A 24,150-nucleotide genomic window follows, 5' to 3' on the forward strand; every position below is an offset into this window, starting at 1 on the left:
GAGTGGTTCGTGTCACGACCGGGCGACCTGGCAGGCCGCCGGGCCGCTCAGCCCCACCGAGGGCCAGGCGATGCTCGCCGTGGCGGCCCGATCCGACGAGGAAAGAGGAGGACAGTGATGCGGAGAGGACTGCTGGCGGGTGTGGCCGGCTTCGTCGCCGGCGCGACGGCGGTGACCGGAGCGGCACTCCCGGCCGACGCGTCGGCGTCCGCGGCGCCGGGCCGCCCGGGGACCGTCACCGAGACCGCGGACAGCATCGTCCTGCGTGGTGACACCTACACCATGACGATCGTCAAGGACGGCTTCCGGTACGGGTTCACCGACGCCGCGGGCCGGTCCACGCTGCCGGCGCACCCCGAGTCAGGCCTGCGCGTGGACGATGTCGACGCCGTCGGGACCGACCTCGTCAGCAACCCGAACGCGGCCACCGCCGTGCTCGACGTCGAGCTGGCCGGGGGCGAGACCGTGCGGGTGCACGTCCACCCGTCCGCCAGGACCGTACGTATGACCGTCGACGGCGTCGAGGACGCCACCGTCGACCTGCGCACCGGTCCGGCGGGCCCGGCGTACGGCCTGGGCGACTACGGCGCGCACGCCGACGGCCAGCCCGCCCAGGGCACGCCGTGCAGCGGCAACGTCGAGGCCCGCCCGACGCTCGAGCTGACCGGGATCGTGCTGGACAACGTCACGAACCAGGGGTCGTGCAAGCGCTACATCAGCACGTTCACCGTGTTCCCCGCACAGGGGGTCGGACAGGTGCTGTTCGACGAGGGGCAGAAGCGGGTCGCCCTGACCGACACCGAGAACCGGCTGGGCGTCGCCGGTGTGGATCGCGTCGACGCCGTGCACTACTTCCTGGCCGGCGATCTGAAGCAGGTCTACGCCGACTACCGCGACGCGCGGATCGAGCACGGCTACACCGACGTCGAGCCCCGGCCGGACCTGTTCGAGCTGGGCTGGGAGGCCTACGGCGCGCTGGCCTGGAACACCTACCAGTCCTCGGTCGAGGAGACCGTCCAGGGCTTCCTCGACCACGGCTACCCGCTGGGCTGGGGCGTCGTCGGATCCGGGTTCTGGCCCGGCCCGCGCGGACGCCCCACCGAGGGCACCACGAACAGCTTCGGCATGTGGGACGACACCGAGGAACCCGGCCGCGAGGACTCCCAGCCCGGGCTGCCGAACCCGCGCTACCCCGACCCGGACCGCCTCAAGGCGCTGTTCGCGGACAACGACCTCGACCTGCTGCTGGGCGCCCGGAACAACTTCAAGGCGCTGCCGGCCGACGGCGGCAACCACAACCCGGTGAACGACGGCACGTTCGTGGAGGAAGCCGCCGCAGCGGGTTTCCTCCTGGAGGACGCCGACGGCACGCCGACGGTCGTCACGCGTGCGCAGTTCCCCAGCGGCCCCAGCTACGTGCTCGACGGATCCGACGCCGACGCCGTCGACTGGTACGTCGAGCGGACCCGCGCCTGGGGCGTCGACGGGTGGAAGGAGGACACGATGCTCTACGCGCCGGACCTCCACCTGGACGGCAACTGGAACGCCGTGCAGTCCGCCCTCGCCGACGCCGGTGACCTGCTCATGGTGCGCAACGCCGCCTACTCCGTGCCGGGCGACATCATCCGCATCAACGACACCATCTACGGCACCGGTGAGGTGTTCCACGAGGACCCCGACCGGATGCCGGTGAACCTGCTGAACATGGCGGCCAGCGGCGCCGGGAACCTGTACCCCGACTACGTCGGCGGCACCCCCGGTCCCTCGCTGAGCGACCCGGCGTACATGGACTACTTCGTCCGCAACGCGCAGTTCAACGCGCTCACCCCCGTGCTGGCGTTCGGCAAAGGGCCGTGGGAGCTGGGCCGGGCCGACTACGCCGAGCAGGTACGCGACCTCGCGCTGTGGCACGACGCACTGCACCCGTACGTCTACGACGCCGTGCTCGACGGGTACGAGACCGGCTACCCGTCGGCCATGACGCCGCTGCCCGTCGCCTACCCCGACGATCCCGCCACCTACGGCCTGGTGAACGACGAGACGCGGCAGTACGAGTGGATGTTCGGCGAGTCGCTGCTGGCCGCGCCGGTGTTCGGCGCCGACTTCGACACCGCCGTGGCCAGGGACGTGTACCTGCCCGAGGGCAGGTGGATCGACTACGAGACCGGTGCCGTGTTCGACGGCCCGCGCACGCTCGAGGACTACGCCATGGGCACCGACCGGGTGCCGGCGTTCGTCGGCGGCAAGGGCGTGCTCGTGACGCGCGACCGCGACGATGCCGGCGAGATCGCCGGCTTCGCCGCCGAGGTCTACCCGGTGGCGCGGGCCTCGCGGTTCGAGTGGACGGACGGGACGTCGGACAGCACGATCCTCAACGCGAACACCGGCTGGGACCCGCAGCGGCTGCGGGTCACCGACCGCACCACGGGCCAGGTCGTGTCGTTCGTCGTCGACGACGTCACCGGCGCGTTCCGGTTCCCGTTCGAGCCCGGACACGACTACGTGCTCAGCGGCGGCGGCCGGGCGGCGCACTCGCTGCCGGTGGAGTCGGCGGCGCCTGACGCGGCTCCGGCCGCGGTGACGGCGGCCACCGGCACCGACGGCCAGGTCACCCTGAGCTGGGACCCGGTGCCCGGCGCCCGGGCGTACGTGGTGGAGGTGTCCGGCTCCGCGACCTGCGGCGACGGCCTGGCCGGCAGCACGACCGGCACGTCCCTGGGCCTCGGCGGCGTGGAACAGGCGGCCGGCACGTACACCGTCGCCGCGGTGAACGCCGTCGGCGCCGGGCCACACTCCGCTCCGGTGGTGGTCGCCGCGCCCGGCGGCGGCCCGGCGGTCGTCACGGTCACCGACGAGGGCACGCCGCCGACCTGCGATCCGCAGACACCGGCGTACGCCGAGACGGGCACCTGGGCCGGCAGCGCCCTGGCCGGGTTCGACGGTTCCAGGTCCCGCTTCAGCACGACGGACGGTTCCACGGCCACCTGGTCCGCGCGACTGCCGGACGGCGGCTACGACGTCGCGGTCTGGTTCCCGCTGCACACCAACAGCGCGAAGGCGGCCACCTTCACGGTGTCGCATGCGGGCGGGCAGTCCGAGGTCGTGCTGGACCAGACGACGACCGGCGGCAGCTGGGTCTCACTCGGTGAGTACGAGTTCACCGCGGACCAGCTCGGCTCTGTCACGCTGACCGTCGGCGACGCCCCCGGAAACGCCCGGGGCGACGCCGTACGCTTCTCTCCGGTCGTGGCGGACCCGCCGCATCCCGGCACCGGCACCTGGACGGCGTCGTCGTCGCTGCTGGAGGACGTGCGGATCGAGAACCAGACGGTCCGGATGGTCGTGCGCACCAGTGTCGGCGGCGACGACCTGCGGATCCGGCTCACCAACGCCTTCGGCCTCGGGCCGGTCACGTTCGGCGAGGTGAGCGTCGCGGAGCAGCAGGAGGGCGCCGCACTCGTCGACGGCAGCGCCCGGCCGGTGACGTTCGGCGGCCTGACGACGGTCACGGTGCCGGCGGGCGGCTCGGTCGTCAGCGACCCCGTACCCGGCAGCTGGCCCGCGGCCTCGGACGTCGTCGTCAGCGCGTACGTGCCCGGCTCGGTGGAGACGGTGACCGGGCATCTGCGGCCGTCGGCGACGACGTACCTGGCCGATGGCCGGCACACCGCCGAGACCGGGGGCGCGGCCTTCACCGATGAGCTGGTGCACTGGTTCTGGCTGGACCGGGTCTCGTTCGACCGCACCGAGGCGGCCGGCGCCGTCGTGTTCGTCGGCGACTCGCTGACCGACGGCGGCGGCGACGTGCCGGACACCAACCTGCGCTGGACCGATCACCTGGCCCGGCGGATCCTCCAGCTGCCGGTGGCCGAGCAGTCCGGCGTGCTCAACGCCGGCATGTCGGGCAACAGGATCCTGTTCGACGGCTACGGGCCGCGCACGCTGGACCGCCTGGACCGCGACGCCCTGGACCAGCCGGGCGTGCACACCGTGGTGCTGTTCCAGGGCATCAACGACGTCTCCCGCAGCGTGACCACGTCGGCGCCGCTGATCGAGGGGTACCGCGAGATCGCCGAGCGGGCGCACGCGCGCGGGCTGCGGCTGGTGGTCGGCACGCTCACCCCGTTCGGCGGAGCGGCGACTTACACACCGGCGAAGGAGACGGTGCGTCAGGAGGTCAACGAGTTCCTGCGCACCGACGGCGGCTTCGACGGCGTCATCGACTTCGACGCCGCGCTGCGCGACCCGGCCGCACCGGAGCGACTGCTGCCGGCCTACGACAAGGGCGACCACCTGCACCCCAGCGACGCCGGGCGGGAACGGCTGGCCGAGGTGGTGGACCTCGCGCTTCTGGCACCGGTGACCCGCTGACGTTTCTCGATCGTCTCGGTCGCACCAGCATCTCCCCGGATCCTTCCGGGCCGGGCGACGAGCGATTCGTCGTCCCGCCCGCACCCCGGGGGCGTCGACGAGAGCAGAGCGACGTACGAGTCGACCCGCGGCGAGATCGAGGCGGAGTGGGACCACACCGGCGACACCTTCGAGCTCGAGGTCACCGTTCCCGTCAACGCGACGGCGACCGTGCACGTCCCCACCTCGGATCCCGGCAGCATCACCGAAGGCAGGCGTCCGGCCGACCGCGCTGACGGTGTCCGGATCCTCGACGTCCGAGACGGATACGCCGTCTACGAGCTCGGATCAGGCCGGTACCGCTTCCGTTCTGAGCTCTGGGCGGGCCGGGGCGCCGGACCTGCCCGAGGTCCGGCGCGTCAGGCCCGCAGGTTGATCAGCGTCGGGCCGGTGCGGGTGCCGTCGGAGCGGGACAGCGCGACGACGCAGTGGCCGGCCGGGATGCGGGTGACGATGTCGGAGACCGTCCACCGCGGCCGCTCGACCCGGCGCAGGTTGGTGCCCTTGGTGACGCCCCAGTTGCGGGTCTCGCCGTCGGAGCGGTTCCAGCCGCCGCGGCTGTCGCGGGAACTGCCGCTGGTGCGGGCCAGCCCGGTCGCCTCGCCCTGGCTGTAGCTGACCTCGGACACCCAGTGGTCGCCGAACCAGTCGGAGAAGACCTTGGCGTCGACGGGGTCGATGCCGCCGAACACCGCCTTGCACCCGACCGACCCGAACACCGTGGCCCGGACCTGCACGGGGAAGTCGCTGATGGTCTGCGCCAGCAGGATCAGCCCCGCGTTGTTCGAGCGCAGCTTCTGCACGCCCCGCGCGACGTAGTCGTCGACGAAGCGGCCGGCCTCGTCGATGGCGAGCGCCTTGAAGATGCCACGGTTGGTGTCGGGTGCGGACGTGACCTGCACGAACTGCGACACCACCAGCCGGGCCAGGATGCGGGTGGCGTCGGGGAACTCGGCCTCGGGCAGCGACACCCGCACCCGGAGCGGCTTGTTGATGTCGTGCATGCGGAAGGTGTTGTCGCGGTCGAACAGCTCCATCAGCCGCGGCCGGGCCAGCAGCTGGAACCGCTCGACCAGCGACGCGGCGGGGTCGGCGTTGCGGGCCAGCTGGTCGCGGCGGCTGTCGAGCAGCGCCTTGGCCTCCTTGCCGTCCGGCCCGCGCAGGTTCGCCTTCACCTGGTCGGTCATGCCCTGCTCGGACCGCAGCAGCGCCAGCATCTCGCGGATCTTCGGCCACCGCCCGAACGCCAGGTGGAACGGCGCCAGGCACGCGTACAGCGCGTTGCGCGAGCCGTCCATGAAGTAGGCCATGTCGTCGGTGACGTACGGCGGCAGCATGGCGCTGGCCAGCCGGTCGGCTGCGGTGTCGGGGTGGTTGGTGCCGCCGTAGAGGTCGAACCCGGTGGTGGGGTTGAGGGGGTCGATGGTGACGTCGAACCAGCCCTGGTGGGCGAAGTCGTCGCCCTTGGGGTCGACGACGACCACGCTGGACTGCCCGGCCAGCGCCGACAGCGACAGGTGCTCGACGATCGGCAGCGCGAACCCGCGCGTCTTGCCCGACCCCGGCGGCCCGATGACCAGCAGCGACGTGCGCAGGACGTCTTGGTCGATGCCGAAGTCCTGGGTCATGACGGTGTCGGCGTGGGGGTCCTGGACGGTGCGGCCGAGCCGGACCTGTCCCAGCGTGAGGTTGTGCTTGGCCAGCCGCGGCACCGGGAGGTCGTGCAGCGCCGACGGGTGCGCCAGCGCCGCCGGGCCGTACCGCACGATCTCGTCGGCCAGCTGGGCCAGCGCCGTGGTGTCGTCGGCGCGGGCGTCGAGCGCGCCGACGATGCGGGCGGTGTCGACGTCGGACAGCCGGCCGTCCTGGACCAGCCGGTCCATGGCCACGGCGGCGTCGGGATGGGCGGCGCGCAGCACGTCCCACGGGGTCTCGCCGCGGCGTCGTCGGATCGGCATGGAGTCTCCTACGCGTTCTTCCGCAGGTAGGCGTCGAGTCGTTTGATGCGTGCCGCCAGCGCCGGGTGGGTGCTGAACAGCCGGGCCCGCAGCACGAAGTTGCGGCGGTCGTCGTCCATGCCCTGGCGCAGCCAGTCCTCGAACACCTCGATGAGCGCGTGCCCGTAACCGAGGTTGGCGGCGATGCGGTCGGCGCGGTACTCGCTGCGCCGGGCCAGCCAGGGCAGGATCAGCGGCGTCAGCACGATCAGCGCGACCGTCGGCGGCGCCCACGTCTGGCCGGACTGCACCGCCGTCACCATGAGCACCGTCACGAAGAACACCACGAACAACAGCAGCGACCAGGTGATGACCTTCGCGATGAACGACGCCAGCGCCGGCATGCGCGCGACCACCGCGAACAGCATGGAGAACACCGCGACGACCAGCCGCAGCACCATGCGCAGCACCCGGGTGAGCAGCCGCGCCGGCACGGAGTACCAGTAGGCCAGCAGGTTGCTCCACGCGTGGCCGCCCAGGTGGTGGCCCAGCTCGTGCGCCAGCACCGCGGCCAGGTGGTGGTGCGGCATGGCCTCGAGCGTCTTGCGGGTGACGGTGACGATGTGCCCGGACGCGGCGTAGGCGTTCAGCGCGTCGCTGTCCTCGATGAACAGCTGGTACTTGCCGCCGTCGCGGCCGGCGGCGTGGTTGACCTCGTGCCAGGCGTGCTCGAGCCGGTCGCGCTCGCTGGGCGTGGGGCGGCGGGCGCGCAGGAAGAACCGGGCGACCCCCACCTCGACCGGCCGGTAGAAGATCAGCACACCGCTGGCCAGCCACAGCACCATGCAGAGGATGGGCACGACGGTGGTGTTGCCGACGAGCGCGCCGATGCCCAGCCCCACCATGCCGACGACCGTGAGGCTGAACAGGAACCACGGCAGCGCCAGGACCAGCGAGGCCAGCGTGGAGAGGTCGGCGGTGCGGCGGGTGCGCAGCGGCCGCGGGGTGGTGGTGTCGGACGACGTGGTGAAGCGCTGCCGCAGTCCGGTCAGGCCGGTGGCCGCGGGCGGTTCGGGGTCGTCGAAGCCGCCCGGTGGCCCGCTGGGCCGCACGCCGGATGTCCGGCCGTCGTCGCTCATCGCCGCCTCCGATGAACTCGTGATCTTCGATTACAGCGGCCGGCTGCCGGCCGCGCAACTGTGTAGGTCACCATATGGCCGTCCGGTGACAGGGTCGGGCCGGCCGGCCGAAATTAGCCGGCCGCGACGCGCCGAAGCGACATGATGCTTGACATGCGGTTCGTCAGGGTAGAAAACGATCATATCGTCCCTATGCATCGTATTGACGGGAGGAGAGCGGTCATGACAACCGCACAACGCGACTTCGACGTCGACGTCGACCCGTTCACCGCCGAGGACGGACGCGGCGAGATCGAGCCGCCATTGCCCGACGCGCCGGATCCGGGGCGGGAACCGTGACCACCTACCTGCCCCGCTCGGCCTGGACGTCCACGGCGCGAGGCGGCGCCCAGCTGACCGGCAACCAGCTCGTCGGCCTCGCCTGCCACTGGCCGGGCTCGACCACCGACGCCTACGGGGTCGAGACCGCCGATCGCGTCGCCGGACGGCTGCGCGGCTGGCGTGCCTACCACGTCGAGGACCGCGGCTGGTCCGACATCGGCTACAACTTCGCCATCGACCAGGCCGGACGCGTCTGGGACCTGCGTGGCTCCGCCCGCGTCGGCGCACACAGCGCCAGTCCGAGCAATCCCGACGCCAACCACGAGTTCGTCGGCGTGCTGTGCATCGTCGGCGACCGGGAGCGGCCGACATCGGCGATGTCCGCCGCGTTCTGGGACTTCCGCCGCGACGTGTTCCTCCGGCGCTGGCCCGGCCGCACCGACGTCCGCGGACATCGTGAGGTATCGGGTGCTCAGACCGCCTGCCCGGGCGACCCGGTGATCGAGTTGACCAACACTCCCGAGGAGACGGACATGACCCCGGAACAGGCCGCCATGCTCAACCAGGTCGCCCGCGACACCGCCTACATCCGCGAGCAGAACATCTCCATCGCTCGCGCGGTCGTGAAGCTCGCGACCGGCAGCGACGACATCACCGCGTCCGAGCTCAAGGCCGTGCAGGACGCCGCGGCAGGCAAGGACCGCTGAGCCGGCGCCACGAGATCCGGCCGGCGAATCCGCGCCGGCCGGACCTGCCGGGCGGCGAGTCGCCTTAGGGTCGAAGACGTGACCGAGATCCATGACCTGACGGCGCTGGAACTGGCCACGGCGGTTCGCCAGCGTGAGGTGTCACCGTCGCAGGTGGCCGACCACGCGCTCGAGCGGGCCGAACGGCTGGACCCGTCCATCGGCGCCTTCGTCACCCTGACCCCCGACCTCGCCCGCGAGCAGGCCGCCGAGGCCGAGATCCTGCTCAGGGAGGCCCGCTCCGGCGACGAGCTGCCGCCGCTCCTGGGCGTGCCGTGCCCCGTCAAGGACCTCGCGATGGTGGCCGGTGTGTCGTTCCGGTCCGGCAGCGCGGCCCTCGGCGATTTCGTCGCGCCCGCCGACGACGGCGTCGTCACGCTGCTGCGCCAGGCCGGCACGCTGATGATCGGCAAGACGAACACGCCGGAGTTCGGCCTGCCGCCGTACACCGAGCCCGACATCGCCCCGCCCGCCCGCACGCCGTGGGACACCACGCGGTCCGCCGGTGGGTCCAGCGGCGGCTCGGCGGCGGCGGTGGCGGCCGGCATCGCGCCCATCGCGCACGGCAGCGACGGCGGCGGCTCGATCCGCATCCCGGCCAGCGCCTGCGGGCTGGTCGGCCTCAAGCCCACGCGCGGGCGCGTCAGCCCCGGCCCTTATCGCCCCGAGGGCGCCGGCCTGGCGTCCAACGGCGTGCTCACCCGCGACGTGCGCGACACCGCGGCGCTGCTGGACGTGCTGTCGCAGAACTGGGCGGGCGACCTCCACGTGCTCGCGCCGCCGGAGACCAGCTTCCTCGACGCCTGCGAACGTGAGCCCGGGCGGCTGCGCGTCGGCCTGCTGACCTCCCCGGTCATCGTCGACGACGCGCCCGTCGACGACGCCTGCCTGACCGCCGTCGTCCGCACCGCGCGGCTGCTGGAGGACCTCGGGCACCAGGTCGAGCCGGCGGCGGTGCCGTTCACGGCCGAACGCTGGGACTCCTTCGCGGCGATCTGGTCGGTGCTGGCGCTGAGCGCGCCGGTCCCGCCGGAGCGCGAGCACCTCCTGCTGCCGCTGACCCGCTGGCTGCGCGAGAGGGGCCGCTCGGTCAGCGGCATCGAGTACGCGTCGGCGCTCGGGCTGATCCAGACGACGACGCGCGAGACGGCGGCCACCTGGGCGGCCTACGACGTCATCCTGAGCCCGACGCTGGCGCAGCTGCCGGCGCCGGTCGGCTCGCAGCGCGACGACGCCGACCCGGCCGGCGACTTCGCCGCGCAGATGGCGTTCACGCCGTGGACCAGCGTCTGGAACCTCACCGGCTGGCCGGCCGTCAGCCTGCCGCTCGAGACGGCCGACGCCGACGGCGTGACGTTGCCGGTCGGCGTCATGCTGGGCGGGCGGCACGGCGCCGAGGAGACCCTGCTCTCGCTGGCCGCGCAGCTGGAGGCGGCCCGGCCGTGGCGCGACCGGAGACCGGCCACGTGGTGAGCTTCGGCTACTTCCTGGTCCCCAATGCCGCCGACCCGCTGGTGCAGACCGCTGTCCTGGCCGAGTCGCTCGGGTTGCAGTACGTCGGCGTCCAGGACCACCCGTACCAGCGCCGGTTCGTCGACACCATCGCGCTGTCCGGGGCGATCCTCGCCGCGACGTCGACCCTGCGGGTCTTCCCCGACGTCGCCTGCCTGCCGCTGCGCCCGCCCGGCGTCCTCGCCAAGACCGCCGCGTCGCTGGACGTGCTGTCCGGCGGGCGGTTCGAGCTGGGCCTGGGCGCGGGCGCGTTCTGGGACGCGATCGAGGGCTACGGAGGCACTCGGCGGACGCCGGGGGAGGCGCTGGCGGCGCTCGGCGAGGCGATCGAGGTGACCCGCCTGCTGTGGAGCGGCGAGCGCGGGCTGCGCTTCGAGGGCGAGCACTACCACCTGCGCGGCGTGCACTCCGGCCCGCTGCCGGCGCACGACATCGGCATCTGGGTCGGCGCGTACGGGCCGCGGGCGCTGGCCCTGACCGGCCGCCTCGCCGACGGCTGGGTCCCGTCGGTCAACGCCGACGTCCTTCGGCGGCTGCCCGAGCTCAACGAACGGGTCGACGACGCCGCGATCGCCGCCGGCCGCGACCCGTCGGCCGTCCGCCGCGTCTTCAACGTCGGCGGCGCCATCACCGACGGCGTGTCCGAGGGCTACCTCGCCGGCCCGGTGGCGCAGTGGATCGACGAGCTGAGCGTGCTGGCGACCGAGCACCGCGCCGACGTCCTGGTCTTCGGCGGACCGCCGTCGCAGCTGCGCACGTTCGCCGAGCAGGTCGTCCCCGCCGTCTCCGCCCCGTGATCGTCAACCTGCGGCGGAGTACCCCCGGATCGCAGGCTCTGAATGATCACGTTAAGCAGGGATACTCCCGCTTCACCAGGAATGCATGCCTGGCAGAGCGTGCAGAGCCCTCCTTAACGTGATCATTCAGAGGGAGGTCAGCCGGGGAGCGCGGTCACCGTGGCGTGGTAGCCGAGGTTGGACGAGATCTGGTCGGCGTGCTCGATGGCGATCATGGCCAGCTCGTCCTGCCGGGCCGGCAGGTTCATGGCCGACAGCGGCCCCGACACCGACAGCGCGGCGATGACCTGGCCGGACCGGTCGCGGATCGGGGCGGCCACGCAGGCCCGGCCGAACGCCAGCTCCTCCAGCTCGGTGGCGTAGCCGCGCGAGCGCACGTCCTGAAGCGCGCCGGACAGGTCGTCGAACGACGTGAGGGTGTGCGGGGTGTAGCGGGCGTACTGCTCGCCGAGCAGTGACCGGAGGTCGTCCGGTGGCAGCTCGCTGATCAGCGCCTTGCCCATGGCGGTGGCGTGCAGCGGGCCGCCGCGGCCGATCAGCGTGGACGGCCGCGGCGCGTTGACGCCCTCGAAGTGGCACAGATAGAACAGGCTGGCGTCGTGGCGCTCGGCGACGTTGACGCCGAGGCCGAGCGACGCGGCGAGGTTCTGCGCGAGCTGGCGGGACTGCTGGTGCACCGGCGACTGGTTCAGTCCGATGCCGGCCAGCGTGATGACCCGCGGGCCGACGCCGTACAGCCCGCTGCGCCCGTGGTGGGTCAGGTAGCCGAGGTTGACCAGCGCGCCGACCAGCCGCGACACCGTCGACTGGCCCAGCCCGGTGGCCGTCACCAGTTCGGAGATGCGCCGTTCCGGGTGTTCCTCGGTGAACGCGGACAGCAGCGAGAGCGCGCGCTCGACGCTCTGGGTGCCGCCGGCGGACTCGCGGGCTGCTACACGTGGCACGTCCTGATCCCCACCATCTTGCTCGGAACGGTCATCTACATGGTAGATGAAAGCCTGCACAAAACCCGTCAACCCGCCTGGCGATCGCGGTCCTGCGCACGCAGCGCGCGGTCGAGGTCGGCCAGGCCCTCGACGACGAGCCGGCGGGCGGCGTCGGGCAGCTCGGCGGTCTCGAGCCAGGTGCGCACCGTGGTGGCCGTGGCGGCGTCGGCGAGCAGCCGCGGGAACAGCCCGACGATGATCGCCTGCGCGCTCTCGTTGGTCCGCTCGTCCCACACCCGGGCGACGGCGTCGAGGTACGGCTGGACGTACGGCCGCAGCAGCTCGCGCTGCTCCGGGTGGGCGAAACCGCGCACCGTCGCCGACAGCAGGGCGTTGGGCAGCTCGTCGGACTCGACGGCGGCCTGCCAGGCCGCGGCCTTGGCCGCGTAGGACGGGACCGCGGCCCGCGCGTAGGCGGCCTGCCGCCGGCCGGTGGCGGTGTTGTCGCGCTCGAGCTCGGCGTCGATGTCGGCCGCACTGCCGACACCGAGAACGACCAGCCGCTGCAGCAGCGTCCACCGCAGATCGGTGTCGACCACCAGACCCGGCAGCAGCGACTCGTCGCCGTCGAGCAGCGCCCGGATCTCCGCGACGTGCTCGTCGCTGGCCGCACCCGCCACCCAGGCCCGGGTGAAGGCCAGCTGGCGGTCGCTGCCGGCCTCGGCCGACCCGGCCAGCTGCCGCAGCGCCGCCGCCCAGCGCGACGACAGCACGATCCGGTTGGCCGGCCAGGCGTACAGCTCGATGGCCGCCCGGGCGGAGCTGAGCACGTGCTGCACCACGCCCATGGACGTCTCGCGGTCGATGCCGCCGAGCACCAGCTCGACGAACGAGCTGGCCGACATCTCGGCGTCGCGCAGCATGTCGGTGGCCGCGGTCCAGCACAGGGCCCGCGGCAGCGGGTCGAGCGACCCGATGGAGCGCACCACCGTCGCCAGCGAGCGGTCGTCGAGGCGCACCTTCGCGAACGTGAGGTCGTCGTCGTTGACCAGCAGCAGGTCGGGCTGCGTCTCGCCACGCAGCTCGGCGATCTCGGTGCGCGGGCCGTCGACGTCGAGCTCGACCCGGCGCCGCCGCACCAACCGGCCGTCGTCGTCGTAGTCGTACAGCCCGACGGCGGCGCGGTGCGACCGGACGACCGGGTGCTCGGCCGCGGCGGTCTGCTCGACCACCACCGAGGTGAAGGTGCCGGAGCTGTCGACGGTGACCACCGGGCGCAGCGTGTTGACGCCGGCCGTGCGCAGCCACTGCTCGTTCCACGCCGACAGGTCGCGGCCGCTGGTGCGCTCGAGATGCGCGAACAGATCGGTGAGCGAGGTGTTGCCCCACGCGTGCTCGGCGAAGTAGGCGCGGACGCCCTCGAGGAACGCGTCGCGGCCGACCCACGCGACCAGCTGCTTGAGCACGCTGGCGCCCTTGGCGTAGGTGATGCCGTCGAAGTTGACCTCGACGTCCTCGAGGTCGCGGATGTCGGCGGAGATCGGGTGCGTCGACGGCAGCTGGTCCTGGCGCAGCGCCCACAGCTTCTCGGTGACGGCGAACGTCGTCCAGCCGTCGGTCCAGCGGGTCGCCTCGGACAGCGACAGCACCGACGCCCAGGTGGCGAACGACTCGTTCAGCCACAGGTCGTCCCACCAGCGCATGGTGACGAGGTCGCCGAACCACATGTGCGCCATCTCGTGCAGGATCGTCTCGGCCCGGCGCTCGTACGCGGCGTCGGTGACGCGGCTGCGGAAGACGTAGTCCTCGTGGTGGGTGACGGCGCCGGCGTTCTCCATGGCGCCGGCGTTGAACTCGGGCACGAACAGCTGGTCGTACTTCGCGAACGGGTAGGCCAGCCCGAAGACGTCCTCGAAGAACGCGAAGCCGCGGCTGGTGACGTCGAACAGCTCGTCGGCGTCGAGGTGCTCGGCCAGCGACTTGCGGCAGTACAGCGCCAATGGAATGGGGCCAGCATCGTCGTCCTGCTTACGGACGTACTCGGAGCGCTCGACGTGGTACGGACCGGCGATGATCGCCGTCACGTAGGTCGACAGCCGCGGCGTCGGCTCGAACGTCCAGCGCCGCTTGCCGTTGCTGGACCGGCCGCGCTTGCCGGGCGAGTTCGACACGACCTCCCAGTGGGCCGGCGCGTCGACCAGGAACGTCACTTCCGCCTTGAGATCGGGCTGCTCGAAGCACGCGTAGACGCGGCGGGCGTCGGCCACCTCGAACTGCGAGTAGAGGTAGACCTCGTCGTCGACCGGGTCGACGAACCGGTGTAGCCCTTCGCCGGTGTGCATGTAGGCGGCGTCGGCGACGACCTTGACCTCGTTCTCGCTGGTCAGGCCGGTGAGCCGGATGCGGTTGCCGTCGAACACGTCGGCGGGGTCGAGCGCCGTGCCGTTGAGCACGACCTCGTGCACCGTGGGCGCGATGAAGTCGAGCCAGGTTTGCGCGCCCTCGGTGGCGGCGAACGTCGCCGTCGTGGTCGACCCGAACGTGGTCTCGTCGCGGGTGAGATCCAGTTCGACGGTGTACCGCACCGACGCGGGGTCGACGACAGACGCGCGTTCGCGTGCCTCGTCGCGGGTCAGGTTCGTGCCAGACATGACCTTGATCCTGGCAGAACATCCGCCTCCGTGCTGGCTGTGAGCCCGGGGAATCGACCGCGCCTTCCCGGGGTTGCCCAGATCGAGACCTCATCGACACAGAATCGCTGCCGACTGGCGTCAGACCCTCGCGGTCGGCGCCGCCCCTATTGCTGCCGACTGGCGTCGGCCGACCACCCCCATGATGAAGGGCACCCCCCATGAGCGAGACCACCCCCGTCGATTTCTGGTTCGACCCGATCTGCCCGTGGGCGTGGATGACGTCGCGCTGGATGATGCAGGTCGAGCAGGTCCGGCCCGTCGACGTGACGTGGCACGTGATGTCGCTGTCGTACCTCAACGCCGAGCGTGACCTCGGCGAGAAGTACAACAAGCTGATGGCCGACAGCTGGGCGCCCGTGCGCGTCATCACCGCGGCGAAGGAACTGCACGGCCAGCAGTGGGTGAAGCCGCTCTACGACGCCATGGGCACGCGCTTCCACCCGGGTCACGAGCGCGACCGCGGCAAGGTCATCGCCGCCGCCCTCGACGAGGTGGGGCTGCCGGCGTCGCTGGCCGCCCACGGCGACACCGGCGACTTCGACGCCGCGGTGAAGGAGAGCCACCACGCCGGGATGGACCAGGTCGGCACCGAGGTCGGCACGCCGGTCATCGCGGTCGAGGGCTACGCGTTCTTCGGCCCGGTCCTGTCGCCCGCGCCCAAGGGCGACGAAGCCGGCCGGGTCTGGGACGGCGTGCGGGCGCTGGCCTCGTACGACGGCTTCTTCGAGCTCAAGCGGACGCGTACCCGCGAGCCCGTCTTCGACTGACCCTCGCCATACGGCAGACTGACGGCCATGCGCGTCCACGTCGGCTCCGACCATGCCGGGTACGAAGTCAAGAACCGCCTCGTCGAGTTGCTGCGCGACGGCGGCCACGAGGTCGTCGACCACGGCCCGTTCGTCTACGACGAGCTGGACGACTACCCGACGTTCTGCTTGCGGGCCGGCGAGGGCGTGGCGGCCGACGACGGCAGCCTCGGCGTCGTCATCGGCGGCTCCGGCAACGGCGAGCAGATCGCCGCCAACAAGGTGAAGGGCATCCGGTCCGCGCTCGCGTGGTCCGACGAGACCGCACGGCTGGCCCGCGAGCACAACGACGCCCGGGTGCTGGCCGTCGGCGCCCGCATGCACCCGTTCGACGACATCGCGACGTTCGTGCGGACGTTCCTGGACACGCCGTTCTCCGGCAGCGAGCGCCACGCCCGCCGCATCGCGATGCTCAGCCGCTACGAGGCTGACGGCGAGCTTCCTCCGCTGCCGGCGCCGGCCGACTAGCCCGGGGCGGCAGCGGGGTCTTCCCGATGCGCTCGAGGGCGGCCTCGATGTCGGCGGCGACCGGCCGGGACACGTCCCGGGCACGTAGCGCCCGCGACACGCCGACCTGGGAGCGCCGGTCGACCTGGTCGAGCTTGCGGACGCCCTTCTCACGATCGTTCACAGGAAGGACGGTACGTGCCCGAGGGCCATACGATCCACCGCTTGGCCGGCCTGCTGTCCGACGTGTTCGGCGGTCGCGACGTCGGTGTGTCCAGCCCGCAGGGTCGTTTCGCCGCCGGTGCCGCGGTCGTCACCGGGTCCCGGCTGGAGGGCGCGCGGGCGCACGGGAAGCACCTGTTCATCGGGTTCGCCGGCCGGCGGTGGGTGCACGTGCACCTCGGGCTGTACGGGAAGTTCGACGTGGTCGCGGCGCCGGCCCCGGACGGCCCCGTCCGGGGTGAGGTGCGGATGCGGCTGGCGACGGCGGGCGCGCACGCCGATCTGCGCGGGCCGACCCGGTGCGAGGTGGTCGGCGACGCCGAGAAGGCCGCCGTCGAGGCCCGGCTCGGCCCGGACCCGCTGCGCGGCGACGACCCCGCGGCCGCGCTGGCCCGCATCGGGCGCAGCCGGTCGCCGATCGGCGTGCTGCTGATGGATCAGGCGGTCGTGGCCGGCGTGGGCAACGTGTACCGCGCGGAGTCGCTGTTCCGGGCCGGCGTCGATCCGTCGCGGGCCGGGTCGTCGGTACCGCCGTCGACGCTGCGGGAGATCTGGGACGACCTCGCCGGGCTGATGCGGCTGGGCGTGAAGTCGGGCCGCATCGACACCGTCCGGCCCGAGCACGAGCCCGAGGCGATGGGCCGTCCGCCCCGGGTCGACGACCATGGCGGCGAGGTGTACGTCTACCGGCGATCGGGGCAGCCGTGCCTGGTCTGCGACACGCCCGTCGCGGCCGGAAGAGCGGCGGCCAGAAACCTGTTCTGGTGCCCGAACTGCCAGCATTGACGCGCCCTCGCAGGCAATTCTGTGTGATCTTCCTCCCACGCTCTCTTTGCCGCTAGGGTCCTCGTGTGACGACCCGATCGGCTGGCGTGCTCGGGCTTGCCGGGGCGTTCTTCGGCGGGCGTCCGGCCAGTGCGCTGACGCGGCGGCTCCTCCGCGAGCCGGTCGTCATGGCCGTCCTGCTCGCCTCCACCCTGCTGCTCGGGCTGTCGATGGTGCAGTGGGAGTCGATCGTCCCGGCCATCGCACTGGTGCTCCCGCTGCTGTTCGGCGGGCTGTTCGTGCCGCCGCGGGCACTCACCTGGCTGGTCGGCACCGTCGCGTTCTGCCTCATCGCCGGCGGCATCGTCATCGGCGGCGGCCAGACCTTCGCCGCCGTCACCGTCGTCGTCGGCATCACCGCGGTCGTCTCGCTGGGCCTGGCCCGGTCGCGGGCCCGGCTCGGGCTGCAGGGCACCATGGGCGAGTCGATGCTCGTCGACCTGCGCGACCGCCTGGCCGCCCAGGGCCGCATGCCGCCGCTCGGGCGGGGCTGGCAGATCGACCTCAAGCACCACGCCGCCGAGCGGTCCAGCTTCTCCGGCGACTTCGCCGTCGCCTCGCGGTCCACCGACGGGCGGGTACTCGAGCTGGCGCTGGTCGACGTGTCCGGCAAGGGACACAACGCCGGGACCCGCGCGCTGCTGCTGTCCGGCGCGTTCGGCGGGCTGCTGGGGTCGCTGCCGCCCGGCCAGTTCCTGCCCGCCGCCAACGCGTACCTGCTGCGGCAGCGCTGGCCCGAGGGGTTCGCGACCGCCGTCCACCTCGTCGTCGACCTCACCACCGGTGAGTACGAGGTCCGCTCGGCCGGCCATCCACCCGCCATCCATTTCCACGCCGGCTCCGGCCGCTGGGCCACCCTCGACACCGAGGGTGGCCTGCTCGGCGTCTACGAGCAGAAGCACTACGAGCCCGTCACCGGGCGCATGCGGCCCGGTGACGCGCTCATGCTCTACACCGACGGGCTGGTCGAGGCGCCGCGGCGCGACCTGTCCGACGGCATCGACAAGCTGCAGGGCGAGGCCGAACGGCTGGTGGCACACGGCTTCGACGGCGGCGCACAGAAGCTCATCAACGCCGTCGCCTCCTCCGACGCCGACGACCGCGCCCTGCTGCTGTTGCTGCGCACGATCTGAGTCATGCCTCAGCGCTTCTTCGAGTAGGCCGCCACCACCTCGATCTCGACCAGCCAGCCGCCGACCGGCAGCGTGTCGACCTCGAGGTTCGTCCGCGACGGCCGGGTGGCGTTGGCGAACTCGACCGGCGCGTAGGCGGGGATCACCTCGCCGGTCTGCCGGTTCACGTTGGCCACCCACTTGCGGTAGGCGCGGTTCCAGCCGTTGTAGTCGGCGCGCGCGGCGCCGGGCGGGGCCTCCAGGTAGATGCGCATGCTGATGATGTCGGCCAGGGTGAGTCCCTGCGACTCCAGGTTCTCCCTGATGCGGGCCATCGCGTTCATGCCCTGGGCCTCGGTCACGGTGACGCCGGTGGGCAGCACCCCGCCGGGGAACTGGGCCGGGTCGATGTAGCGCTCGGGTGTCCCGCCCGGCGCGGCGGTGTTGAGCGCGCTCGGGCCGATGCCGCTGGAGAAGTAGAGCGGCACCTGGTTGCCGACGGCGACGCCGTTGGCGATGAACGGGTCGGGCGCCTGCTCGGGCGCGGCGATGTTGAACCGCACCTCCTGCGGGCGGGGCGCGCCGAGGCCGGTGACGGCGACGACGCTGCCGGTGATCGCGAGCGTGCTCAGGCTGGATACGACGGCGACGACGGTCAGCCGGCGGGTGGGTCTGCGCATGGGGGTGCTCCTGGGGGTCAGGCCGCGGTGGCGGCGACGCGCTCGTGCAGGGCGGTGACGACCTGGCGGGCGGACTCGAAGGCGCCGGCCTGCCAGGCGATGAGGTAGCTGAGGTGGTCGCCGGCGAAGTAGGTGCGCCCGTCCGGACGCAGCAGCTGGTCGTACGCGGCGCCGCGGCCGCCCGGCCAGTTCACCCAGCCGCCGAGGCTGTACTGCTCCTTCGGCCAGGCGATGGAGATCGACGTCTCCAGCTCGTCGCGGTACCTCGTGCCGTGGATCTTGACACCCTGCGCGACCGCACGCTCCTCGCGGGCGGCGACCGGGAGGTCGGTGTACGAGCCCGAGTAGTAGCCGACGACGACGCCCTTGCGGCCGAGGAACCCGGACGATGGGTACCAGATGCCGGAGACGTCCATGTTCGTCGCGGTGATGCCGCCGAAGATCTTGTCGTCCTCCTCCCACCAGCGCCGGCCGTACTGCAGGCCGATCTTCCCGGTGTTCGCGCCGGTCGGCACCGCGAGCGCGTCCTTCGTCGCCTGGCTGAAGTTGGTGGGGATGCTCTTGAGCACCATCGGCGGGATGGTCGCGACGCAGTAGTCGGCGTCGATCGTCCGGGTCCGGCCGTTGAGCCGGTAGCTGACGCGCACGCCGTCGGGCCCGTTCGCGATCTGCGTGACCGGCGCGTTGTAGGTGATGCGCCGTTTGCCGCCGACGGCCGCGGCGAGCGCGGCGCTGATGCGGTCCATGCCGCCGACCGGCTGCCACATCATCATCGCCTGGTCGAAGCCGAACTCGAACGCGAACCGGGTGCCGAACCGGCTCTGCAGGATCGCCGACATCGACGGCGGCGTCCCCACCACGCCCGCGTCGTGCCCCGCCCCCGGGGCGTCGACGTAGCCCCGGCGGCTGTTGCCGGCGTAGCGGCCGCCGGACAGCCCGCCGAGGCTGTTCGCCAGCTCCACGACCCGCTCGGCGTCGTCGGCGGTGAGCAGCTGGTCGAGGGCGCCCTGGTTGGCCGCCTGGGCCAGCAGTTCGGACACGTAGCCGTAGACGTCGGCCTTGGCCTGCCGGTGCGTGACGGCCGTGCCGGCCAGCTCGCCGTAGTCGGTGCCGCCGGTGTTCTCGTGGAAGTACAGGCTCTCGGCGTTGGCGTTCACCAGCGCCTCGATCGGGACGCCCAGCTCGCGGCAGTAGTCCAGTGTCACGTGGTGGTTCGGGATGCGGGCCGGGCCGGCGTTGAAGTACTGGCCCTCGTCGAACCGGCACACCTGGGTCACGCCGTCGGTGTCCGTCAGCCGGTCGCCGCGCCTGACGGTCTTCGCCCGGCCGCCGGGCCGGTCGCGCGCCTCCAGGACGGTGCAGTCGTAGCCGGCCTTGCCCAGCTCGTACGCCGCGGTGAGTCCGGCGGTGCCGGCCCCGAGGATGACCACCTTCGTGCCGCGGCCTCGGGCGGAGTCGGGCAGATCGGCGGCGCTCGGCGGGGCGAAGCCGGGCGTCGCGGCCTCGGCGGGTGTGGCGAACAGTCCGAGCGCCTCCATGCTGCCGTAGAGCGCCGAAGCGCCTCCGACGACGCCGACGCGGGTGAGGAAGCTGCGCCTGGTCTGTGGGTGCGGTGTACCGGCGGTGGTGGTCAAGACTGGCCTCCTTGTCGGTCCGCCCGGACGGGGGTGCCGGGCGCGCAGAGGCAGTCTCGGGAGTGGTGGTTATGTCCTGATTTCGGGCGAGTTAGCGCGTGATCACCGCGTGCTCAGCGCGTCCCAGCCCGCCATCGTCAGGTCGACCGTTCGCAGCAGGGCCGGGCGGCCGGCGCCCTCGAGCGCCCGGACCGCAAGCCCCTGCACCTGGGCGTCGTAGTACTGCGCCAGGGTGTCGATGTCGTCCGACGGCAGCGGCTCGCCGGCCGCCTCGGCGGTGCGTAGTCGCGTGCGCAGCGCGGCCAGCCGGTCGCGCCGGCTGCGCTCGAGGTAGGTCGCGACCGTGGTGTCGGACGGCGGGCAGCTCAGTGTGGCGCGGGTGAGCAGGCAGCCGCGCGGCCCGCCCCGTTTCGTGAACAGCGCGACGTTCTGGCGCAGCAGCGCCTCGACGCCGCCCCGCGCCGTGGGCGCCTCGGCCAGCGCCGTGCCGGGCCGGCCGCCGTCGCGCTCCTGGTAGCGGTCGGCCGCCGCGCAGAACAGCGACGCCTTGGAGCCGAACGCCGCGTACAGGCTGGGGGAGGCGATGCCCAGGGCGTCGGTGAGGTCGGCGATCGAGGTGTCCTGGTAGCCGCGGGTCCAGAACAGCCGCATGGCGCGGTCGAGTGCTGCGTCGCGGTCGAACCCGCGTGGCCGGCCCCGTCCCATCGGGTGGCGCCTCCTTTCTGTGTCGATCACTACATTAACCCCTTGACGCCGCCTGCCGACGTCGGCTTATTCTGTAGCGACCACTACAAAAAGGAGTGCGACATGTCCGGCGTGACCAAGGTGAGCAGCCACGACGACCTCGAGTGGTACCGCCGCTTCGACCAGGACCTGCGGCTGGCCGACGCGATCGACCAGCGCCACGATGCCGCCATGACGGTCGGCTTCGCCCGCTACGGCGCGGGCGAGTCGAATCCGTGGACGGTCTCGTACGACGAGGCGCTGATCGTCACGCGGGGCCGGTTCAGCGTCGAGAGCGGCGGCGCCGTCACCACGGCGACCGCCGGTCAGGTCATCTACCTGCGCGCCGGTACCGACCTGGTCTACCGCGCCGACGAGGAGAGCGAGGTGGTCTACGTGTCGCACCCGCACTGGATGGCGGCCACCGAGAGCTCGCCGCACGCCGGCCGGCTGGCCGAGTTCCAGCCCGTGCCGAGTTGACGGCGGTTGTCGTGAACGTGCGTTCACGCTGCCGGGGCTGAGCCACCTCATCGTCCAGCCCGACGCGGCAGTTCTCCCGCCCCACGAGGCATGCACGCCTCGTGATGCACCAGAACGCCACATGATGGCCCGTCTCCCTGACGGCTGCTCAGAGCATTGGCGGCAGCGGACCGCAACCTGCGGCCTCCGGTGACCACCGCCGGCTCCGGCGAGCCCGGGCGCAACCCACCAGTCGACCGGGGTGCGGAACCTCGCTCGGACGCACTCATCCCGCAGCTTCTTGGGTGTTGTATGTGAGAGCAGTCGCCGTTCGTCGTCATGGTGAGGGCGGCACCAGGCCGCCCGCGACGACCCGCGGAGGGGGATCGACATGCAGTATCTGCTGCTGATCTACAGCGAGCCGGCCACGGAGCTGCCGGCTCAGGACCAGATGGACGCCGAGATGGCCGAGTGGTTCGCCTACGACGAGGCCATCCGCAAGTCCGGCGTCTACGTCGACGGCAACGCGCTCGAGCCGACGCGCACCGCCACCACGCTGCGCCTGAAGGACGGCGAGCGGGTGGTCACCGACGGGCCGTTCGCGGAGACCCGGGAGGTGCTCGGCGGCTACTACCTGGTCGACGTGCCCGACCTCGACACCGCGCTCGACTGGGCGGCGCGGTGCCCCGGCGCGAGGTACGGGTCCATGGAGATCCGGCCGATCACGGTGTTCGACCGGGGCTGACGGGTGAGCGGGTGGGCGGCCGGCCCCGCCGAGGCGGTCTTCCGTGAGGAATGGGGCCGGCTGCTCGCCACACTCGTCCGCTGGCTCGGCGACTTCGACCTGGCGGAGGAGGTCGCGGCCGACGCCATCGCCGCCGCCGTCGAACGCTGGCCGGTCGACGGCGTGCCGGACCGGCCGGGCGCGTGGCTGCTGACGACGGCGCGCCGGCGGGCGGTCGACCTCCTGCGGCGGCGGCAGAACTACGCGGCCAAGCTGGCGGTGCTCAAGATCGAGGCCGAGCGCGACGAGCTGGCCCGGTTGTCGCAACCGGCGGCCGACGCCGGGCCCGATGTCATCGGCGACGACCGGCTGCGGCTGTTCTTCACCTGCTGCCACCCCGCGCTGAGCGCCGAGGCGCGGGTCGCCTTGACGCTGCGGTACCTGGCCGGGTTGTCGACGGCGCAGGTGGCGCGGGCGTTCCTGGTGCCCGAGGGGACGATGTCGCAGCGGCTGGTGCGGGCGAAGCAGAAGATCGGCGCGGCCGGCATCCCGTACCGTGTCCCGTCGGCGACCGAGCTGCCGGGCCGGCTGCCGGCCGTGCTGAGCGTCGTCTACGTCGTGTTCACCGAGGCCTACGCGGCCAGCAACGGCGCCGCGCTGATCCGCCCCGAGCTGGCCGACGAGGCGATCCGGCTGGCCCGCATCCTGCACCGGCTGCTCCCGGCCGAACCCGAGGTGACGGGCCTGCTCGCGCTGCTCCTCCTCGTCGACGCCCGCCGCGAGGCCCGCGTGGACGCCGCCGGTGATCTCGTGCTGCTGGAGGACCAGGACCGGACGCTCTGGGACGACGCCAGGATCGCCGAGGGCGCCGCCCTGGTCCTCGACGCGCTGCGGCGCCGGCCGCCCGGCCCCTACGCACTGCAGGCCGCCATCGCCGCCGTCCACGACGAAGCCCCCTCGGCCGGCGCGACCGACTGGAAGCAGATCGTCGGCCTGTACGACGTGCTGCGCGCGACCGCGCCGTCCCCGGTCGTCGACCTCAACCGCGCCGTCGCCATCGCGATGGCCCATGGCCCGGCGGCCGGCCTCGCCCTGCTGGACGACCTGGCGGCGGCGGGCACGCTCGACCGCTTCCATCCGCTGCACGCCGCCCGCGGCCGGCTGCTGGACCGGCTGGACCGTCCGGCGGAGGCGGTCGGGGCGTACCGGCGCGCGATCGGCCTCTGTGGCAACGACGCGGAACGGGCCTTCCTGCTGCGCTGCCTCACCGCCGCCGAGCAGCGCGCCGCCCCGCCCCGCGCCCGCTGAGCCGGCGTGTCACGCCGAGGGGCCGGGAGCGTCGACGAGCTGCCAGCGGCCACCGTCGCGGCCTTCGCGGCGCCGGCGCAGCCAGCGGTCGCCGAGCACACCGGCGACGACGCCGCCGGCCACCGCCGGCAGCACCCAGGTCGCCGCGTCGAGCGCGCCGCCGTCGGCCGGTGGCGTCGCCGCGGCGGCGACCTGGCCGGCCGCCTCGTCCGGCTCCTCCGCGACCGGCCGGGCCCCGGTCCGCCCCATCAGCCCCAGTTCGGCCAGGAGGTCCGCGAGCGCCTCCGGGTCGCCGGGCCGGTGCCAGACGCCCTCGTCGTCGAACGCGATCGGCCCGGCGCCCATCGACTGCGTCGTGTGCACCCACTCCGGCAGACCCTCGCCGTCCAGCGTGATGCGGTCGACTCGCCACGGCTGCACGTCGTGGACCAGCCAGGTGACGACGATCTGGTCGCCGCCGATGCCGGGCGGCGCGCCCGCGCGGCCCGTTTCGGCCCGCGGCTCGAGGCCGACCTGCGACATGAGCGTCGTGTACGCCTCGTTCGTCGCGTACAGGGACGCGGTCCGGCCGGTGGCCGGCGACACCACCAGCACGCTGGTGGGTCCGCCGGCCGACGCGGGCGCGGAGGCGAACAGGACGGCGCCGAGGGTGAGGACGACGGCGGCCAGACGAGCGATGCGCATGACGGCTCCAGCTGGTGGGTGGTCGTTGCCTCGTCTACACCGGCC

The 24,150-nt window shown here is 72.6% G+C and carries 19 protein-coding genes and 1 pseudogene; 12 read left to right on the plus strand and 8 right to left on the minus strand.

Annotated features, from left to right (window positions below):
- The first annotated feature begins 117 nt into the window (after positions 1–117).
- Both DZA62_RS30745 and DZA62_RS37730 read left to right on the plus strand, forming a co-directional pair.
- Positions 118–4,371 carry a GDSL-type esterase/lipase family protein gene (locus DZA62_RS30745; RefSeq protein ID WP_116952785.1) on the plus strand — a complete coding sequence of 1,418 codons (4,254 nt, stop codon included), beginning with the start codon at positions 118–120 and terminating at the stop codon, positions 4,369–4,371.
- Between the two features lie 39 nt (positions 4,372–4,410).
- A pseudogene (locus DZA62_RS37730) lies at positions 4,411–4,611 on the plus strand (alpha-L-rhamnosidase C-terminal domain-containing protein); the annotation flags it as partial.
- Between the two features lie 158 nt (positions 4,612–4,769).
- Here the strand turns inward: DZA62_RS37730 and DZA62_RS30750 are convergent.
- Entirely contained in the window at positions 4,770–6,368 is a 1,599-nt protein-coding gene (locus DZA62_RS30750) for a type IV secretory system conjugative DNA transfer family protein (RefSeq protein WP_116952786.1), read from the minus strand.
- Positions 6,369–6,376: 8 nt separating this feature from the next.
- On the minus strand, positions 6,377–7,486 hold the full coding sequence (locus DZA62_RS30755; protein WP_116952787.1) for a M48 family metalloprotease: 1,110 nt from the start codon (positions 7,484–7,486) through the stop codon (positions 6,377–6,379).
- 335 nt (positions 7,487–7,821) lie between these two features.
- Between DZA62_RS30755 and DZA62_RS30760 the strand changes: the two genes are divergently transcribed.
- The 3 genes from DZA62_RS30760 (at position 7,822) to DZA62_RS30770 (ending at position 10,862) form a co-directional block, all read left to right on the plus strand.
- Positions 7,822–8,514: a peptidoglycan recognition protein family protein gene (locus DZA62_RS30760; protein WP_157988015.1), complete on the plus strand. Its 693-nt coding sequence runs from the start codon at positions 7,822–7,824 to the stop codon at positions 8,512–8,514.
- A 78-nt stretch (positions 8,515–8,592) separates the two neighbouring features.
- A complete protein-coding gene (locus tag DZA62_RS30765; protein WP_116952789.1) occupies positions 8,593–10,026 on the plus strand; it encodes an amidase in 1,434 nt (477 codons plus the stop codon).
- A complete protein-coding gene (locus DZA62_RS30770) occupies positions 9,996–10,862 on the plus strand; it encodes an LLM class flavin-dependent oxidoreductase (protein WP_198664380.1) in 867 nt (288 codons plus the stop codon). Before DZA62_RS30765 ends, DZA62_RS30770 begins: the two co-directional genes overlap by 31 nt.
- A 137-nt stretch (positions 10,863–10,999) precedes the next feature.
- On the opposite strand, the gene DZA62_RS30775 is transcribed toward DZA62_RS30770, so the two are convergent.
- Both DZA62_RS30775 and pepN read right to left on the minus strand, forming a co-directional pair.
- Positions 11,000–11,806, minus strand: a complete 807-nt coding sequence (locus tag DZA62_RS30775; RefSeq protein ID WP_116952790.1) for an IclR family transcriptional regulator — start codon at positions 11,804–11,806, stop codon at positions 11,000–11,002.
- A 68-nt stretch (positions 11,807–11,874) separates the two neighbouring features.
- Positions 11,875–14,439 carry an aminopeptidase N gene (gene pepN, locus DZA62_RS30780; RefSeq protein WP_116952791.1) on the minus strand — a complete coding sequence of 855 codons (2,565 nt, stop codon included), beginning with the start codon at positions 14,437–14,439 and terminating at the stop codon, positions 11,875–11,877.
- 200 nt (positions 14,440–14,639) lie between these two features.
- Here pepN and DZA62_RS30785 point away from each other — a divergent pair, with 200 nt between their 5' ends.
- The 4 genes from DZA62_RS30785 (at position 14,640) to DZA62_RS30800 (ending at position 17,914) form a co-directional block, all read left to right on the plus strand.
- Positions 14,640–15,248, plus strand: a complete 609-nt coding sequence (locus DZA62_RS30785) for a mycothiol-dependent nitroreductase Rv2466c family protein (RefSeq protein WP_116952792.1) — start codon at positions 14,640–14,642, stop codon at positions 15,246–15,248.
- A 27-nt stretch (positions 15,249–15,275) separates the two neighbouring features.
- Positions 15,276–15,755, plus strand: coding sequence for a ribose-5-phosphate isomerase (locus DZA62_RS30790; protein ID WP_116952793.1), 480 nt, complete (start codon positions 15,276–15,278; stop codon positions 15,753–15,755).
- Between the two features lie 177 nt (positions 15,756–15,932).
- A complete protein-coding gene (locus tag DZA62_RS30795; protein WP_116952794.1) occupies positions 15,933–16,742 on the plus strand; it encodes an Fpg/Nei family DNA glycosylase in 810 nt (269 codons plus the stop codon).
- A 65-nt stretch (positions 16,743–16,807) separates the two neighbouring features.
- Complete coding sequence (locus tag DZA62_RS30800; RefSeq protein WP_157988016.1) at positions 16,808–17,914, plus strand: PP2C family protein-serine/threonine phosphatase; 1,107 nt, start codon at positions 16,808–16,810, stop codon at positions 17,912–17,914.
- Between the two features lie 8 nt (positions 17,915–17,922).
- On the opposite strand, the gene DZA62_RS30805 is transcribed toward DZA62_RS30800, so the two are convergent.
- From DZA62_RS30805 to DZA62_RS30815, 3 genes are all read right to left on the minus strand, one after another.
- Entirely contained in the window at positions 17,923–18,573 is a 651-nt protein-coding gene (locus DZA62_RS30805; RefSeq protein WP_116952796.1) for a Rid family hydrolase, read from the minus strand.
- A 17-nt stretch (positions 18,574–18,590) separates the two neighbouring features.
- On the minus strand, positions 18,591–20,207 hold the full coding sequence (locus DZA62_RS30810) for a flavin monoamine oxidase family protein (protein ID WP_232827652.1): 1,617 nt from the start codon (positions 20,205–20,207) through the stop codon (positions 18,591–18,593).
- A 102-nt stretch (positions 20,208–20,309) separates the two neighbouring features.
- Positions 20,310–20,912: a TetR/AcrR family transcriptional regulator gene (locus DZA62_RS30815; protein ID WP_116952797.1), complete on the minus strand. Its 603-nt coding sequence runs from the start codon at positions 20,910–20,912 to the stop codon at positions 20,310–20,312.
- A gap of 102 nt (positions 20,913–21,014) precedes the next feature.
- On the opposite strand from DZA62_RS30815, the gene DZA62_RS30820 reads away from it, so the two are divergent.
- The 3 genes from DZA62_RS30820 (at position 21,015) to DZA62_RS30830 (ending at position 23,421) form a co-directional block, all read left to right on the plus strand.
- On the plus strand, positions 21,015–21,410 hold the full coding sequence (locus DZA62_RS30820) for a cupin (protein WP_116952798.1): 396 nt from the start codon (positions 21,015–21,017) through the stop codon (positions 21,408–21,410).
- Positions 21,411–21,780: 370 nt separating this feature from the next.
- Positions 21,781–22,134, plus strand: a complete 354-nt coding sequence (locus tag DZA62_RS30825) for a YciI family protein (RefSeq protein WP_116952799.1) — start codon at positions 21,781–21,783, stop codon at positions 22,132–22,134.
- A gap of 3 nt (positions 22,135–22,137) precedes the next feature.
- Positions 22,138–23,421, plus strand: a complete 1,284-nt coding sequence (locus tag DZA62_RS30830; RefSeq protein ID WP_116952800.1) for an RNA polymerase sigma factor — start codon at positions 22,138–22,140, stop codon at positions 23,419–23,421.
- Between the two features lie 9 nt (positions 23,422–23,430).
- Here the strand turns inward: DZA62_RS30830 and DZA62_RS30835 are convergent, their stop codons facing one another.
- The gene (locus DZA62_RS30835; protein WP_116952801.1) at positions 23,431–24,105 is read right to left on the minus strand and encodes a hypothetical protein; all 675 of its coding nucleotides are present in this window, start codon (positions 24,103–24,105) and stop codon (positions 23,431–23,433) included.
- Between the last annotated feature and the right edge of the window lie 45 nt (positions 24,106–24,150).

This window comes from Jiangella endophytica (genome assembly GCF_003427025.1).
Classification (GTDB): domain Bacteria; phylum Actinomycetota; class Actinomycetes; order Jiangellales; family Jiangellaceae; genus Jiangella; species Jiangella endophytica.